We start from the raw sequence: 13,516 nt of genomic DNA, 5'->3' as shown, positions 1-13,516 counted from the left end.
TTCCCAGCTGGCGGCCGAGGAGACCGCGGGAGCGTACGGCCAGTTTGTCGGCGATCGTCCGTAGTTCCTTGGCGGCCGGGGCATCCGGGTCGGTCAGCACCAGCGGCCGGCCGTTGTCGCCGCCCTCGCGCAGGCGCAGGTCGATCGGCACCTGACCGAGCACCTGCACCCGGGCGCCCAGCGTCTTGGTCAGAGCTTCGGCCACGTGCTCGCCACCGCCCGAGCCGAAGACCTCGGTGTGCTCGCCGCAGTGCGGGCAGGGCAGGTATGACATGTTCTCGATCACGCCGGCGACCTGCTGGTGGGTCTGCGCGGCGATCGCCCCGGCGCGCTCGGCGACCTCGGCGGCCGCCTGCTGCGGGGTCGTGACCACGAGGATCTCGGCGGACGGCAGCAACTGCGCCACGGAGATGGCGATGTCACCGGTGCCGGGCGGCAGGTCCATGAGCAGGACGTCGAGGTCGCCCCAGTAGACGTCGGCGAGGAACTGCTGCAGCGCGCGGTGCAGCATCGGGCCGCGCCACACGACCGGGGTGTTGCCCGGCGTGAACATGCCCACCGAGATGACCTTCACGTCATGCGCGGACGGCGGCATGATCATGTCTTCGACCTTGGTCGGGCTGCCGGTCACGCCCAGCATGCGCGGCACCGAGTGGCCGTAGATGTCGGCGTCCACGACCCCGACCTTGAGCCCGGAGGCGGCCATCGCGGCCGCCAGGTTGACGGTGATCGATGACTTGCCGACGCCGCCCTTGCCACTCGCCACGGCGTAGACCTTGGTCAGCGAGTTGGGCTTGGCGAACGGGATCTCCTTGGCGGCCTCGCCGCCACGGAGCTTCTGCTGCAGGCCCTTGCGTTGCTCGTCGCTCATCACGTCGAGCTCGACCCGGACCGCGCTGACCCCCGGTAGCCGGGACACAGCGGCCGTGACGTCCTTTGTGATCTTGTCGCGCAGAGGGCAGCCGGCGACCGTCAGGAAGATGCCGACGTGCACCGCGCCGTCGGCCGCGATGTCGACGCTCTTGACCATGTCGAGGTCGGTGATCGGGCGACGAATCTCCGGGTCATTGACCGTCGCGAGCGCGGAGGTCACCGTCTCGATGGTGAGTGAGGAGGCCATACGTCCATGGTATGGACTCCAGCGGGCACCCGACGAATCCTGGCCAGTGACCAGTGTCATGGCGGTTATCCCGCGTCGTGATCGCGTGAGTTGCCTCACGCCTCTACGATCTCCTCGTGACACAGAGGTTGGGACGGCACGCGCACCGGGCGACGGGAGAGCAGCACGGCGACGGGCCTCGGGCGGGCGATCCGCCGCCCGGCGTGATCTCCGCCGAGGAACCCGCGGTCTGGCGGACGCTGCTGCGCGCCCAGGTACGGATCTCCCGCCACCTGCAGACGGATCTGCTCGCCGAGCACGATCTCGCTCTCGCGTCATATGACGTGCTGCGGCACCTCGGTGAGGCTCCCGGCGGACGACTGCGGATGAACGACCTCGCCGACCGCGTGTTGTTGTCGCGGAGCGGGCTGACCCGCCTGGTCGACCGGCTGCACCGGGAGGGCCTGGTCGTCCGCGAGTCCTGCGACAGCGACGCTCGCGGCCTCTTCGCGGTGCTCACCCCCGAGGGGTTCGAGCGGCTGGCGCAGGCCACACCCACCTACCAGCGTGGCGTGCGCGACCATGTGCTGGACCGGCTCGACCGCGACGAACTGCACCGGCTCGGCAGCATCCTGGACAAGCTCATCGGGGACCCCGCCCACCACTCCGCGGCGTGATCTCGAGCCTCGGCCGGCCGGCGGAGCGGTCGCGCCGGATCAGGGCGGGTAGGCGCCGGTGGCCGTGCGGTCGCCGTCGAGTTCCTTGCGCAACTGCTGCAATTCCGAGCGCAGGAAGTCGCGGGTCGCGACCTCGCTCACGGTGTGCCGCAGCCCGGCGATCTCCCTGGTGAGGTACTCGGTGTCGGCGATGGTCCGCTCGTTCTGGGCCCGGTCCCGCTCGTACTGCACGCGGTCGCGGTCGCCCTGCCGGTTCTGTGCCAGCAGGATCAGCGGCGCGGCGTAGGAGGCCTGGAGCGACAGCATCAGCGTCAGGAAGATGAACGGGAAGGGGTCGAACCTCAGGTGGCCCGGCGCCAGGCTGTTCCAGCCCATCCAGACGATCACGAAGACCGTCATGTAGACGAGGAAGCGGGCGGTGCCGAGGAAACGCGCGATCCGCTCGGAGAGCCGGCCGAAGGACTCGGGGTCGTAGTGCGCCTGGGGCAGCATCGACCGGCGGACCTCGATCGGCTGATCCAGCCGTGCCTTCATGATTCGCTCCGTACGGCTTCCTCTTCCGGGTCGCCGGTCTCGTCGGCGCCCGTCTCCATCACGTTCTCGCGCCAGTCGTCAGGCAGTAGATGGTCGAGCACATCGTCCACGGTGACCGCCCCGATCAACTGCCCCTCCTCGTTGACGACCGCCACCGCGACCAGGTTGTACGTGGCCAGATAGCTCGCGACCGTCGCAAGCGGCAGCGTCGGCCGCAGCGGTGCCAGGTCGGTGTCCACGATCCCGCTGACCAGCGACGAGGGCCGTTCCCGCAGCAGCCGCTGGAAGTGCACCAGGCCGAGATAACGCCCCGTCGGGGTCTCCACCGGCGGGCGGCAGACGTACACCTGGGCGGCCAGCGCCGGGTTCAGGTCGGGGTTGCGGATCTGCGCGAGCGCCTCGGCCACCGTGGCGTCCGGCGGCACGGTCACCGGGTCGGTGGTCATCATCCCGCCGGCCGTGTCGTCGGGGTAGGACAGCAGCCGCCGGACGGGCGCCGCCTCCTTGGGCTCCATCAGGGTCAGCAGCCGCTCGCGCTGCTCGGCCGGCAGCTCGCCGAGCAGGTCGGCGGCGGCGTCCGGGTCCATCACGTCGAGGACGTCGGCCGCGCGGTCGGGATCGAACTCGCCGACGATCTCGACCTGATCGCTCCTGGGCAGTTCTTCCAGGACGTCAGCGAGCCGCTCGTCGTCCAGCGCCACGGCCACCTCGGAGCGCCGTTTCGCGGACAGCTCGTGGAGGATGCCGGCCAGGTCGGCCGGCTTGATCTTCTCGAAGACGGCGAGCAGGTTCTTGGCGCCCTGTCCCTCTTCGACGGTGGACAGGCCGCGCACGGCGGCCCAGTCGACGACGAAGGTCTCACCCCGGCGTCGCAGCCCCAGCCGCGCGCGGCGGCCGCCCGCCCCGCGGCCGTTGCGCTGTACGGCCACCTTGGTGATCAGCCAGTCGCGGGTACGGGCCTGTTCCATCGCCACGTCGACCACGGAGACGGCCTCCTCGTCCTCGGTGAGTTCGACCGTACGGTCGAGCATCTCGCCGAGTACCAGTGTCTCGGACGCACGCTGCTGGAACCGGCGTACGTTGAGGCGCCCGTCGAAGATGATCGCGTCGGCGTCGATCGTGGTCACGCGGGTGATGGGCAGGAACACCGACCTGCGCGGCTGTACATCCACGACCAGCCCGAGCACACGCGGCGGCTTGACGCCGTCGCGCAGCGCCACGACGACGTCGCGCACCCGCCCTACCTGATCGCCGGCCGGGTCGAAGACGGCGACTCCGGCGAGCCGGGCGATGAACACCCGCGCCGGGAATCCGGTCATGAAGTCGAGATTACCCATGATCGTGCACCCTGGCCGCACCGAAGGCCCCCGCCGACCGCCCGGAACCACCGATGTCACATCCTGCAGCGGCATCCCGTCGTACATGGGGAAAGGAGGATGACAATGGCGCGCATCCCGCTCGACCCCCCACGGACGCTGACATACCGGCTTGCCGCGTGGTTCACCAGGCGCAAGTACGGCACCACGCTCGACCCGCTGCGGGCGATGGGCCACAACATGCGGGTCTCCACCGGCTACGGCCTGCTGGAGGCGCAGGCGTCGCGGTGGAAGAGCGTCGATCGCCGGGTCCAGGATCTCGCCGTCATGGGCGCCGCGGTGGCGATCGGCTGCCAATGGTGTGTGGACTTCGGCTACTGGGAGAGCCACACGCATGGCATACCCATCAAGAAGATCGAAGCCATCTCGCACTGGCGCGACAGCGACCTGTTCACCCCGTTCGAACGGCTCGTGCTGCACTACGCGACCGCGATGACCGAGACGCCGCCCACCGTCACGGATGAGATGGTGGAGGCGCTCCACGGGCACCTGAGTGAAGCGCAGTTCGTCGAACTCACCATGCTGGTGGCGCTGGAGAACCTGCGGTCCAGGTTCAACTCGGCCGTCGGACTGACCGGGCAGGGCTTCAAGGACCGATGCGAGATCCCGTCTCGTACCGGACGAACCGGAACCGCGGAAGAGTGATGCACGTGAACGAGGTCTTCGAGGAGCACCGCAACCTGCTGTTCGCGGTGGCCTACCGGATGCTGGGCGCCGTGGCCGACGCGGAGGACGTGGTGCAGGACGCCTGGCTGAAGTGGTCGTCGGCCGATCGGTCCGACGTCGCAGCTCCGAAGAGCTACCTCGTCCGGATCGCCACCAACCTGGCCCTCGACCGGCTGCGGTCAGCGCGCGTTCAGCGGGAGTCCTACGTGGGGCCGTGGCTGCCCGAACCCCTGCTCACCACCCCTGATGTCGCCGAGGACGTGGAACTGGCCGAGTCGGTGTCGATGGCGATGCTGATCGTGCTGGAGACGCTGAGCCCCCTGGAGCGCGCCGTGTTCGTGCTGCGCGAGGTGTTCGGCTTCCCGCACGGTGAGATCGCCCAGGCGCTCGACCGGTCGGAGTCATCGGTACGGCAGCTCGGCCACCGGGCCCGCGAGCACGTTCAGGCCCGCCGGCCGCGCTTCGAGGCCGGCCGGGACGAGCGCCGGCAGATCACGGAGCGGTTCTTCGCCGCGGCCCTCGGCGGTGACCTCAACGAGCTCATGGAGGTGCTGGCGCCCGACGTCACGCTGTGGACCGACGGCGGCGGCAAGGTGCGCGCGGCGCTCCGTACCATCACGGGTGCCGAAAAGGTGGCCCGCTGGTTCGTGGCGGTCGCCGACGGCCGGCCGTACGCCGGCGTCGCCCTGATCGACATCCGGTTCGAGCCTGCGGAGATCAACGGAGTGCCGGGGATCGTGATCAAAGGGCCGGACGGGCCCATCGGGACGCTCACCGTGGACGTCGCCGCCGACGGCCGCGCGCAGGCCATCCACCTCGTCGCCAACCCCGACAAGCTGCGGCCCATCGCCGAAGGCCGGGAACTGCCCCTGTGACGGCGGGAACAACTGCATGATCACGGCGGGGGTCGGGTGTTCAGCGGTCGGCGCGGCGGCGTTTGCCGCCGACCATGAAGGGACCCTTGCCCGCCGTCGAGGCGGGGGTCGGCACGGGCCGCACCGCGGCGTAGTCGTTCCGCTGCCGCCCGGGTGCCTCGGAGACCTCCCCGGTGGGCGTGAGCCGGATGACGTAGGACTCGCGCGCCCAGCGCTCGGCCTGGCCCTCGTGGGACGCGGCATTGAGACGATCCTTGGCGAGACGGGGCACCACGGCCTCCCAGAGTTCGCCGCCGGCCTCCACTTCGCTGACCGCGGCGGTCCAGGACACGAGCCGGCCGCCCTTGTCCTTGCTACGGACGATCACGGTGACCTGTTCGGCCTCGGGCAGGCCGGGCAGTGGCTGCTCGCCCTCGCCGCCGGTGACGAGGTAGGCCGACCCCTCGTGCCAGATGTGCCAGGCGGCCCTCGGATGCGGCAGATCGGGCAGCGCGATCCACAGCAGCCCCGACTTCTTGGCGGCCTCCTCGATCAGGGGGGTGAGATCGCTCATAGGGGAAGCGTCTCATACCGGGTGCTCGAACCGGCTGGATAGCATCCCGTCCATGCGTCCTCGTCGTTCGACCCTGGCGGTGCCGGGCAGCAACCCTCGCTTCATCGAGAAGGCGCAGGGGCTGGCCGCCGACGAGATCTTTCTCGACCTCGAGGACGCGGTCGCGCCGGCGGCCAAGGAGGAGGCCCGAGGCAGCGTCGTCACGGCCCTCAACGAGGGCGACTGGTCGGGCAAGGTCCGGGTCGTCCGGGTCAACGATCTCAGCACCCGGTGGACCTACCGCGACGTGATCGAGGTGGTCGAGGGCGCGGGCGCCAATCTCGACTGCGTCATGCTGCCCAAGGTCCGCGATCCCGCCGACGTCCAGTGGCTGGACCGGCTGCTCACCCAGATCGAGCGGAACACGGGGCTCGAGGTCGGGCGGATCGGCATCGAGGCGCAGATCGAGGACGCGCGAGGGCTCACCCGCGTCGACGAGATCGCGGCCGCCTCTCCCCGGCTGGAGACGCTCGTCTTCGGGCCAGGGGACTTCATGGCGTCGATCAATATGAAGACGCTCGTCGTGGGGGAGCAGCCGCCCGGTTACACCGAGGGCGACGCCTACCACTACATCCTCATGCGCATCCTCATGGCGGCCCGCGCACATGACCTGCAGGCCATCGACGGGCCGTACTTCAACGTACGCGACGTGCCGGCCTTCACCCGGGTGGCCCGCCGTTCGGCCGCGCTCGGGTTCGACGGCAAATGGGTGCTGCATCCGAGCCAGATCGAGGCGGCCAACGACGTCTACTCCCCGGCGCAGGAGGACTACGACCACGCCGAGCTGATCCTCGACGCCTATGACTACTACACGACCGTCGAGAGACGCGGGGCGGCCATGCTGGGCGACGAGATGATCGACGAGGCATCGCGGAAGATGGCACTCGTGATTGCCGCCAAAGGCCGCATTGCGGGGCTAGTGCGGACGAAAACGTTCAATCCGCCCGTCTGACCTGTTACCGGGAGATTAGGCAAACTGCCATAAGCTCCCAAATATGAAGACGCCCGACCAACCGGGCGAGGGCTGGGCGCTGCCCGACCCTGGTCTGGCGCCATCGCCCCATGTCCCTCCGGTCAGTGCCGATACCGCCTACGAACCCGCGCCGTCTCCCTCGTCTCCGCCGTCGCCGTCGTCCTCGGAGCCCGGGCGGTCTCGGCCGTCCGCGTCCTCTCCGTCGTCCGCGCCGTACGGCACGGAGCCCGGTTCGCATGGGCAACCGGCCGGGCGGCCGCGGCCGAGCGTCGGGCCCATGCCGCACGAGAGGCACCCTCCGAACGGAGAGCGGCCTCCGTACCCGCCGTACGCGCCTGTCGACCGGTCCGGGCGGTACGGGCAGGCCGGGCGGTACGCGGAGCACGGCGCGGGGCCGGTGCCGATCACGCCGCCGCAGGCACAGCGGCCGTGGGTCGTCCGGGCGGCTCCGGGCACGCCCTTCCACCGGCTGGCCCGCACACCGGTGCATCGGTGGTGGCGCCCGCTGGTCGGCACCCTGTTCGCGGCCGCGCTCGGCCTCGTGGTGATGCTGGCCGTCACGATGGGGGCGTTGAGCGTCGCGACCCTTCTGGGCGATGACCCGCTGGCCGGCACGGGCGACCAGATCTTCAGCGACCCGACGGCGAACCTGGGGATCCAGCTCGGGTCGCTGGCGGCCCTCACGCCGGTGGTGCTGCTGGCGGCCTGGGTCGTGCAGCGCAGGCCGGTCGGATCGCTGTCCTCGGTCACCGGGCGCGTCCGGGTGCGGTGGCTGCTCATCTGCCTCGGGCTCGCCGTCCTCGCGTGCCTGGCGTCGTACGTCGTGTCGTGGATGGCGTTCGCCGTCACCGGCTCGGAGGACTCCGCCTCGACCGACTGGGCAGGCTGGGGAGCGTTCCTGCCCGCAGCACTGATGATCATGCTGCTGGTGCCGTTCCAGGCGGTCGCGGAGGAGTACATCTTCCGCGGCTGGCTTCTGCAGGCGATCGCCTCATGCACGCTCGAGACCCGTACCGGCCCGATCGGCCGGGCCGCGAGCGCCGTCTTCCGCACACCGTGGCCGGCCATCGTCATCAGCGCCATGGTGTTCACCGCGGGCCACGCCCATCGCAGCTGGGCGTTGCTCGACGTCTTCCTGTTCGGCCTCATGACGGGCTGGCTGGCGGTGCGCACGGGCGGGCTCGAGGCCCCCATCGCGCTGCACGTGCTGAACAACATCGTGGCGTTCCAGCTGACGGCGGCGACCGGCCGCCTGGACGACGCGCTCCGCGTCACGGACGCGCCCTGGCAGGGCATCGTGGGCACCGCCGCGCAGCTCGGCGTCTTCGCGCTGCTCGTGCTGGCCTCGTTCCGGCGTCGCGGGCTCGAAGCCGTCTCCCCGGAGCCCACTGCGCGGGGGTGGCACCGGCAAGGCCCGGAACTCCATCCCGGTCCGGGGGCCCGGCCGCTACCGCGGACGACGTGACGGCCGAGGCCATGCGCACGGCGGCCTGCGCCAGGTCGATACCGGCGACTCCGGATCGACCTTCGGACCTGTGACGCTCCCTTGAGCGTGCGCGCCCCCAGGGCGTCGAGCGGTTCCAGCCCGATCTGGGCGGCCCGCCGGGGCGAGAGCGGCCCGTTCTCGCACGCCACCTCGACGAGTGACCGCCCCCCGGGCGCGGGCGGCCGTCCTCTTCAGGACCCGATGCGGGGCGGGGCGGAGGCGGCGTTAGAGTCTGGTCGGATCTTGATGAAGGGAGCGCTTCGTGAGACGCCTCGCGCAGACGGACGGCCTGACCGACGTCCAGCTCGAGATGCTCGCCACGGTGCGGGATTTCGTGGACAAGGAGATCCTCCCCGTCGCGACCGCGCTCGAGCACGCCGACGCCTATCCGTCGCAGATCGTCGAGGGCATGCGGGAGATGGGGCTCTTCGGCCTCATGATCCCCGAGGAGTACGGCGGGCTCGGTGAATCGCTCCTGACCTACGCCCTCGTGGTCGAGGAGCTCTCGCGGGGGTGGATGAGCGTCTCGGGCATCATCAACACGCACTTCATCGTCGCCTGGATGATCAGGCAGCACGGCACTCCGCGGCAGAAGGCCCGCTACCTGCCCCGGATGGCGGAGGGGAGCATCCGCGGCGCCTTCTCCATGTCCGAGCCGGACTGCGGTTCCGACGTGTCGGCGATCAAGACGCGGGCGGTGGCGGACGGCGATTCCTACGTCATCGACGGTCAGAAGATGTGGCTGACCAACGGGGCGACGGCCAACCTCGTCGCGACCCTGGTGCGGACCGATCCCGAGGCGGGCCACCGCGGCATGACGACGTTCCTTGTGGACAAGGAGCCCGGCTTCGGCGAGGTGGAGCCGGGGCTCACCGTGCCCGGGAAGATCGATAAGATGGGTTACAAGGGCGTCGACACGACCGAGCTCATCTTCACCGGGCACCGGGTCGGAGCGGCGCAGATCCTCGGCGGCGAGCCCGGCCGCGGCTTCTACCAGATGATGGACGGCGTCGAGGTGGGCCGGGTCAACGTCGCCGCGCGCGGTTGCGGGGTGGCGCTGAGGGCCTTCGAGCTCGCCGTGTCGTACGCCCAGCGGCGCGAGACGTTCGGCAAGCGGATCGCCGACCACCAGGCTGTGCAGTTCCGGCTCGCCGAGATGGCGGCCAAGGTCGAGGCGGCGCACCAGATGACCGTCATGGCGGCTCGGCGCAAGGACACGGGAGAGCGCAACGACCTCGAGGCCGGCATGGCGAAATACCTGGCCGGCGAGTACTGCAAAGAGGTCGTCGAGGACGCCTTCCGCATTCACGGCGGCTACGGATATTCCAAGCAGTACGAGATCGAGCGGCTCTATCGTGAGGCGCCCATGTTGCTCATCGGTGAGGGAACGGCCGACATCCAGAAAATGATCATCGGCCGCCGGCTCCTCGAGGAGTACGCGGACCGATCGGCCTGACCGGCGGTTCGCGCATGGGCGGCCGACGAGGGCGCCACCGTACCGGCGTCCGGCGTTCGCCGGTCGTCAGGCACTCGGGCGGGTCCGCCACCGGGCGATGTGCGCCTCGGCGCCGCCCACGGCGATCCGGCCGCCGGAGGCCGCCCCGCCGCTCACGATGAACGGGCTGTTCAACACAACGCTGGCCTGCTCGCGGTAGGCGGTGTCGTCGACCTCGCACTGCTGCAGGTATTCGAGCACCGCCTCGTTGACGCGCCGCTCGATGAGGCTCGTGCACTTGTCCGCGTCGAGTTTCTGCATGAACGTACGAAAGCCCGGTTCGGCCGCCTCCTCGCGCACACTTATCCGCGCGCCGTAGTCGTAGGTGAGAAAGGCCCCCGGCGCCATGCCGGCGGATCGGAAGCGCTCGCGCACGATCCGCCGCGCCGCGCGGACGAGCCGGAACGGGCTGACAAGCCCGTCGCCCAGCGCGCGCGTGCCGCCCTCCCGCAGTGTCAGCAGGGCGGTCATGCCGGTGGTGAAGGCGGGGAGGTGGTCGACGATCCGGAACTCCCTGCGGATCGGCGGCAGCGCGTTCACCACGAACTGGACGTGGAGCATCCGACCTTCGACGGCGAAGTGCAGGAAGGCCGACAGCAGGATGTCCTGGTCCTCGGCGGGGGCGATCGGCCTGCCCATGCGGTCGCGGACCGCCTGACCCTGGGCCCCCACGGTCACGCGCTGATAGCAGCGGACGTTGGCCTGCGGATGCTGGATGATGGCCGAGATCGTGTCGCCGTCGGCCCAGGAGTACGGCACTGAGCGCTCTTTGTCGATCAGCGGGTGGCCATGGAAGTACGGGTCGGCTCCGCTCGTGTCGACGGGCCGGCCGGCTTGCGCGCACTCGCCCTGGGCCACCACGTGCCAGTCCACGAGCAGGCCGCTGACCCGCTCGTGCGGCGGGATCTCGTCGCGCATGGCGACGATCCGCTCGTGCACGTACTGATGGAGTCCGACCGGGTCGACGTTCTTCGGGACCGGGCCTCTCCTGAGCGCCGAGCCCGTCGCGCCCGCCACGCGGTCGAGTTCTAGGGTGATCGACCAAGCCCGGCTCCAAGGCGCGGTGACGTCACCGGAACCGAGGAAGGGGTTCTCTCCGGAGTACAGGATGACGTTGCCGCGCTGCGCCGCGGTCACCCGGTCGAGGGTCTGCCGTACCCGCCGCCGCACCGGTCGCGGCATCGTCATCCGCGCCCCGGGGCCGAGCCCCCGCAGCATGCGGTAGACCACGAATCGGTAGCCGAGCGGCACCAGCACCGCCGCGGCGACCACCAGAGTGGCGGCCAGCCAGAAGGCGAAGCCGGTGCCGTCGCCGGATCCCGCACCGCCCTCCCGGTAGACGAAGAGGTAGCGCTGGTCGCCTGGATCGAGGGCGTTCAGCACAGAGACCGGGTCGAGTCCGATGATCACCACAGCCGGCGGCACCGCGAGGACGGTTCCGAGGGCGACGCTGCCCAGCGGGCCGAGCCGCGACCACGGGATGAACGGGACCGCCGCGATCGGCGCGAGAGCGATCACCACGGTCAGGACGGCCGCCGCGTGCACCAGGAGCGCGAGGAGCAGCACCAGGGTGATGATCCCGTCTCGGATGAGCCGCATCCGCCGCGCCTGGAGGCTGTGCACGATCACCGGGGCGACGTCGAACCCGAACGACGGCACGACGCCCCGATGGTCCTCCTCCACGAACTCGCGGACGACCTTCCGGCAGAACGACTGGTCGAGATAGGCGGCGGCACACAGGAACCGGGTGGTGTTCTGCAGCGGCAAACCCTCGAACCGGGCCCCTTGCATGTGCGAGAAATGCGGGTCGGACGAAGCCGCCTGTGCCATCGCGCGAGTACTCCTCGGGGCGGTTTACTGGGCTTGCCTACTTAACTCCTTTCGCCGCGCGCCGCGCAATTGTTTCCGAAATCCGAATCATCTCGCCCGGCCGTGCCCGCGCGCCGCCGGCCGTGACCGTTCGCGCAGGCGGCCGCTTCTCGAGGTCCGGCCGGCGGTCACGGCGTGCGGAGTTCCCCGACGGCCGTGGCCTCGGTGTCGTTGCCGAGGCGCAGGAGCAGCGTGCGCGCCCGCCTGCCGGCGCGCTCGGCGGCTCCGTCCTGGCCGTTGGCGTACATGCTCTCGGCCATCACCTTGAGGGTCATGGCCTGCTCATGGGCGTTGTGCAGCCGGCGAAACGCGCGCTCGGCCCGGATCAGGTGCGAGACGGCCCGTGCCGGATGGCCGGCGGCGTGGTCCAACCGCCCGAGCAACCGGTGCGCCGCCCCCCGGCCGAACAGGACCGCGTGCTCATCGAACACCGCTAGGGCCGCTTCACCATGGGCGCGGGCGGGGGCGAGGTCCCCCGCACGGAGGCGGAGTTCGGCGAGCGACACCAGGAGATAGGCCTCCAGAAGGCGTTCACCTCGGCGACGGCAGAGCTCAAGGCCTTCGAGCACCCGGTCGGACGTCCCCGCCGACGCGGTGTGGTCCTGACCCGCGGCCGCCATCTCCCAGAGTGCGAGGACCCGGTCGTGGGCGGTGCCCGCGTCGGACGCCATGTCCAAGCATCGTTCGGCACAGCGGACGGCGTCCGCGTAGCGGCCCTGCTCGCGGTGGGCGACCGCCCGCAGGTACCAGAGGCGGCACTGGCCGAGTTCGTACCCGATGCGCTCGGCCTTGCCCATGGCCGCGTCCGCCAGCGCCAGGACATCGCCGGGCGAGCCGGTGCCCCGCAGGGAAAAGCCGAGCATGCCCAGCATGTCGACCTCGCCGTGCCGCCGGCCCGACTCGCGGAACGTCCGCAGGGCGGCCGCCAGGCGCACTGGGACCGTTCCATTGCCGACTTTGACCCCGGTCATGCGCAGGCAGCTGAGGTTGCGCACCATGACCGCCTCTCCGAGCCGATCGCCGGCCCGCAGGCAGGCCTTGAGCGCGAGGTCGTGCGTGTGCGACCAGTCCTCGTACAGTCCCCGGAACGCGTAGTAGCCGACCGAGCGCGCCGCCAGTTCCCATGCCAGGTCCGCGAACCCGGCCGCGCAGGCCTGCGCGACGCAGGCGGAGAGAGCCGCCCGCTCGCTGTCGAACCAGGCCAGGCAGCCGGCCGTCGAGATCGGCGCGATCGCAGCGGTGGGCCCCCGGCGGGGCGCCGGTCCGTCGATGTCGGCCGCGACGCGCTCGGGCAGGCCGCGGTCCGCTGTCTCGGCGAGCGCCAGCCACGCTCCGAGGGCGCGGCCGACCGCCGCCGCGCACTGCGGTGAGCCGTCCTCCTCCTCGGCGCGCTCGCGCGCGTACAGCCGGACCAGATCGTGGTAGCGGTAGCGGAAGTCGCCGCGGGCGTCGGTGCCGACGCACACCAGGAGCTGTGCGTCCATGAGCGCCTCGAGGCGGGCTTCGGCCTCGTCGGTGGCGATGCCGAGCAGCGCCGCGCAGGCCCAGGCGGGGAAGTCCGGTACATCGAGCAGGCCGAGCAGCCGGAACGCGCGGCCCGCGGGGCTCTGGAGCGTGCGGTAGCTCATGGCCAGGCTGGCCCGGACGGTGAGATCTCCGACGGACAGTTCGTCGAGGCGCCGCCGTTCGCGCCGCAGGCGGCCGGCGAGATGCGCGAGGCTCCACCGTTCACGCGCCGCCAGCCGTGCCCCGGCTATCCGTACGGCCAGCGGCAGGCCGCCGCAGAGCTCCACGATCTCCCTGGCCGCGTCTGGTTCGGCCAGCACGCGATCGACCCCGACGATCCGGCGGAGCAGCGCCAGCGCGGCGTCGAC

The 13,516-nt window shown here is 70.7% G+C and carries 12 protein-coding genes; 6 read left to right on the top strand and 6 right to left on the bottom strand.

Features of this window, described 5'->3' with window-relative positions:
* On the bottom strand, positions 1 to 1,120 hold a 1,120-nt coding region (locus HKK72_RS28320), incomplete at its 3' end, for an Mrp/NBP35 family ATP-binding protein (protein WP_187237491.1).
* Positions 1,121 to 1,236: 116 nt separating this feature from the next.
* Between HKK72_RS28320 and HKK72_RS28315 the strand changes: the two genes are divergently transcribed.
* Positions 1,237 to 1,776, top strand: a complete 540-nt coding sequence (locus HKK72_RS28315) for a MarR family winged helix-turn-helix transcriptional regulator (protein ID WP_315987480.1) — start codon at positions 1,237 to 1,239, stop codon at positions 1,774 to 1,776.
* Between the two features lie 39 nt (positions 1,777 to 1,815).
* On the opposite strand, the gene HKK72_RS28310 is transcribed toward HKK72_RS28315, so the two are convergent.
* Positions 1,816 to 2,310, bottom strand: coding sequence for a DUF1003 domain-containing protein (locus HKK72_RS28310; RefSeq protein WP_187237490.1), 495 nt, complete (start codon positions 2,308 to 2,310; stop codon positions 1,816 to 1,818).
* Positions 2,307 to 3,647 carry a magnesium transporter MgtE N-terminal domain-containing protein gene (locus tag HKK72_RS28305; RefSeq protein ID WP_222721237.1) on the bottom strand — a complete coding sequence of 447 codons (1,341 nt, stop codon included), beginning with the start codon at positions 3,645 to 3,647 and terminating at the stop codon, positions 2,307 to 2,309. The genes HKK72_RS28310 and HKK72_RS28305 overlap by 4 nt, the downstream gene beginning before the upstream one ends.
* A 105-nt stretch (positions 3,648 to 3,752) precedes the next feature.
* Between HKK72_RS28305 and HKK72_RS28300 the strand changes: the two genes are divergently transcribed.
* Positions 3,753 to 4,331, top strand: coding sequence for a carboxymuconolactone decarboxylase family protein (locus HKK72_RS28300; RefSeq protein ID WP_187237489.1), 579 nt, complete (start codon positions 3,753 to 3,755; stop codon positions 4,329 to 4,331).
* A complete protein-coding gene (locus HKK72_RS28295; protein ID WP_187237488.1) occupies positions 4,331 to 5,227 on the top strand; it encodes an RNA polymerase sigma-70 factor in 897 nt (298 codons plus the stop codon). The genes HKK72_RS28300 and HKK72_RS28295 overlap by 1 nt, the downstream gene beginning before the upstream one ends.
* 40 nt (positions 5,228 to 5,267) lie before the next feature.
* Here HKK72_RS28295 and HKK72_RS28290 read toward each other — a convergent pair whose 3' ends face one another.
* Positions 5,268 to 5,780, bottom strand: a complete 513-nt coding sequence (locus HKK72_RS28290; protein WP_187237487.1) for a hypothetical protein — start codon at positions 5,778 to 5,780, stop codon at positions 5,268 to 5,270.
* Between the two features lie 52 nt (positions 5,781 to 5,832).
* On the opposite strand from HKK72_RS28290, the gene HKK72_RS28285 reads away from it, so the two are divergent.
* The 3 genes from HKK72_RS28285 to HKK72_RS28275 all read left to right on the top strand — a co-directional run bounded on the left by HKK72_RS28285 (position 5,833) and on the right by HKK72_RS28275 (position 9,734).
* A complete protein-coding gene (locus HKK72_RS28285) occupies positions 5,833 to 6,771 on the top strand; it encodes an HpcH/HpaI aldolase/citrate lyase family protein (RefSeq protein WP_187237486.1) in 939 nt (312 codons plus the stop codon).
* A gap of 298 nt (positions 6,772 to 7,069) precedes the next feature.
* On the top strand, positions 7,070 to 8,257 hold the full coding sequence (locus tag HKK72_RS28280; RefSeq protein WP_187237485.1) for a CPBP family intramembrane glutamic endopeptidase: 1,188 nt from the start codon (positions 7,070 to 7,072) through the stop codon (positions 8,255 to 8,257).
* Between the two features lie 283 nt (positions 8,258 to 8,540).
* Positions 8,541 to 9,734 (top strand): acyl-CoA dehydrogenase family protein, encoded by a 1,194-nt coding sequence (locus HKK72_RS28275; protein WP_187237484.1) that lies wholly within the window; start codon positions 8,541 to 8,543, stop codon positions 9,732 to 9,734.
* Positions 9,735 to 9,800: 66 nt separating this feature from the next.
* Here HKK72_RS28275 and HKK72_RS28270 read toward each other — a convergent pair whose 3' ends face one another.
* Together HKK72_RS28270 and HKK72_RS28265 are read right to left on the bottom strand one after the other, a co-directional pair.
* Positions 9,801 to 11,603 (bottom strand): hypothetical protein, encoded by a 1,803-nt coding sequence (locus HKK72_RS28270; protein ID WP_187237483.1) that lies wholly within the window; start codon positions 11,601 to 11,603, stop codon positions 9,801 to 9,803.
* 167 nt (positions 11,604 to 11,770) lie between these two features.
* Positions 11,771 to 13,516: tetratricopeptide repeat protein (locus tag HKK72_RS28265; RefSeq protein ID WP_187237482.1), on the bottom strand; the 1,746-nt coding region annotated here is incomplete at its 5' end.

It is taken from the genome of Actinomadura sp. HBU206391, from assembly GCF_014323665.1.
GTDB lineage: Bacteria > Actinomycetota > Actinomycetes > Streptosporangiales > Streptosporangiaceae > Actinomadura_C.
This window is presented reverse-complemented; position numbering and strand designations above follow the sequence as displayed.

Excerpts from the sequence above, each read along its gene's own strand:
- HKK72_RS28310 (WP_187237490.1), bottom strand. The coding sequence starts at position 2,310 with ATGAAGGCACGGCTGGATCAGCCGATCGAGGTCCGCCGGTCGATGCTG.
- HKK72_RS28270 (WP_187237483.1), bottom strand. The coding sequence starts at position 11,603 with ATGGCACAGGCGGCTTCGTCCGACCCGCATTTCTCGCACATGCAAGGG.
- HKK72_RS28285 (WP_187237486.1), top strand. The coding sequence starts at position 5,833 with ATGCGTCCTCGTCGTTCGACCCTGGCGGTGCCGGGCAGCAACCCTCGC.
- HKK72_RS28300 (WP_187237489.1), top strand. The coding sequence starts at position 3,753 with ATGGCGCGCATCCCGCTCGACCCCCCACGGACGCTGACATACCGGCTT.
- HKK72_RS28305 (WP_222721237.1), bottom strand. The coding sequence starts at position 3,647 with ATGGGTAATCTCGACTTCATGACCGGATTCCCGGCGCGGGTGTTCATC.
- HKK72_RS28290 (WP_187237487.1), bottom strand. The coding sequence starts at position 5,780 with ATGAGCGATCTCACCCCCCTGATCGAGGAGGCCGCCAAGAAGTCGGGG.
- HKK72_RS28280 (WP_187237485.1), top strand. The coding sequence starts at position 7,070 with ATGCCGCACGAGAGGCACCCTCCGAACGGAGAGCGGCCTCCGTACCCG.
- HKK72_RS28295 (WP_187237488.1), top strand. The coding sequence starts at position 4,331 with ATGCACGTGAACGAGGTCTTCGAGGAGCACCGCAACCTGCTGTTCGCG.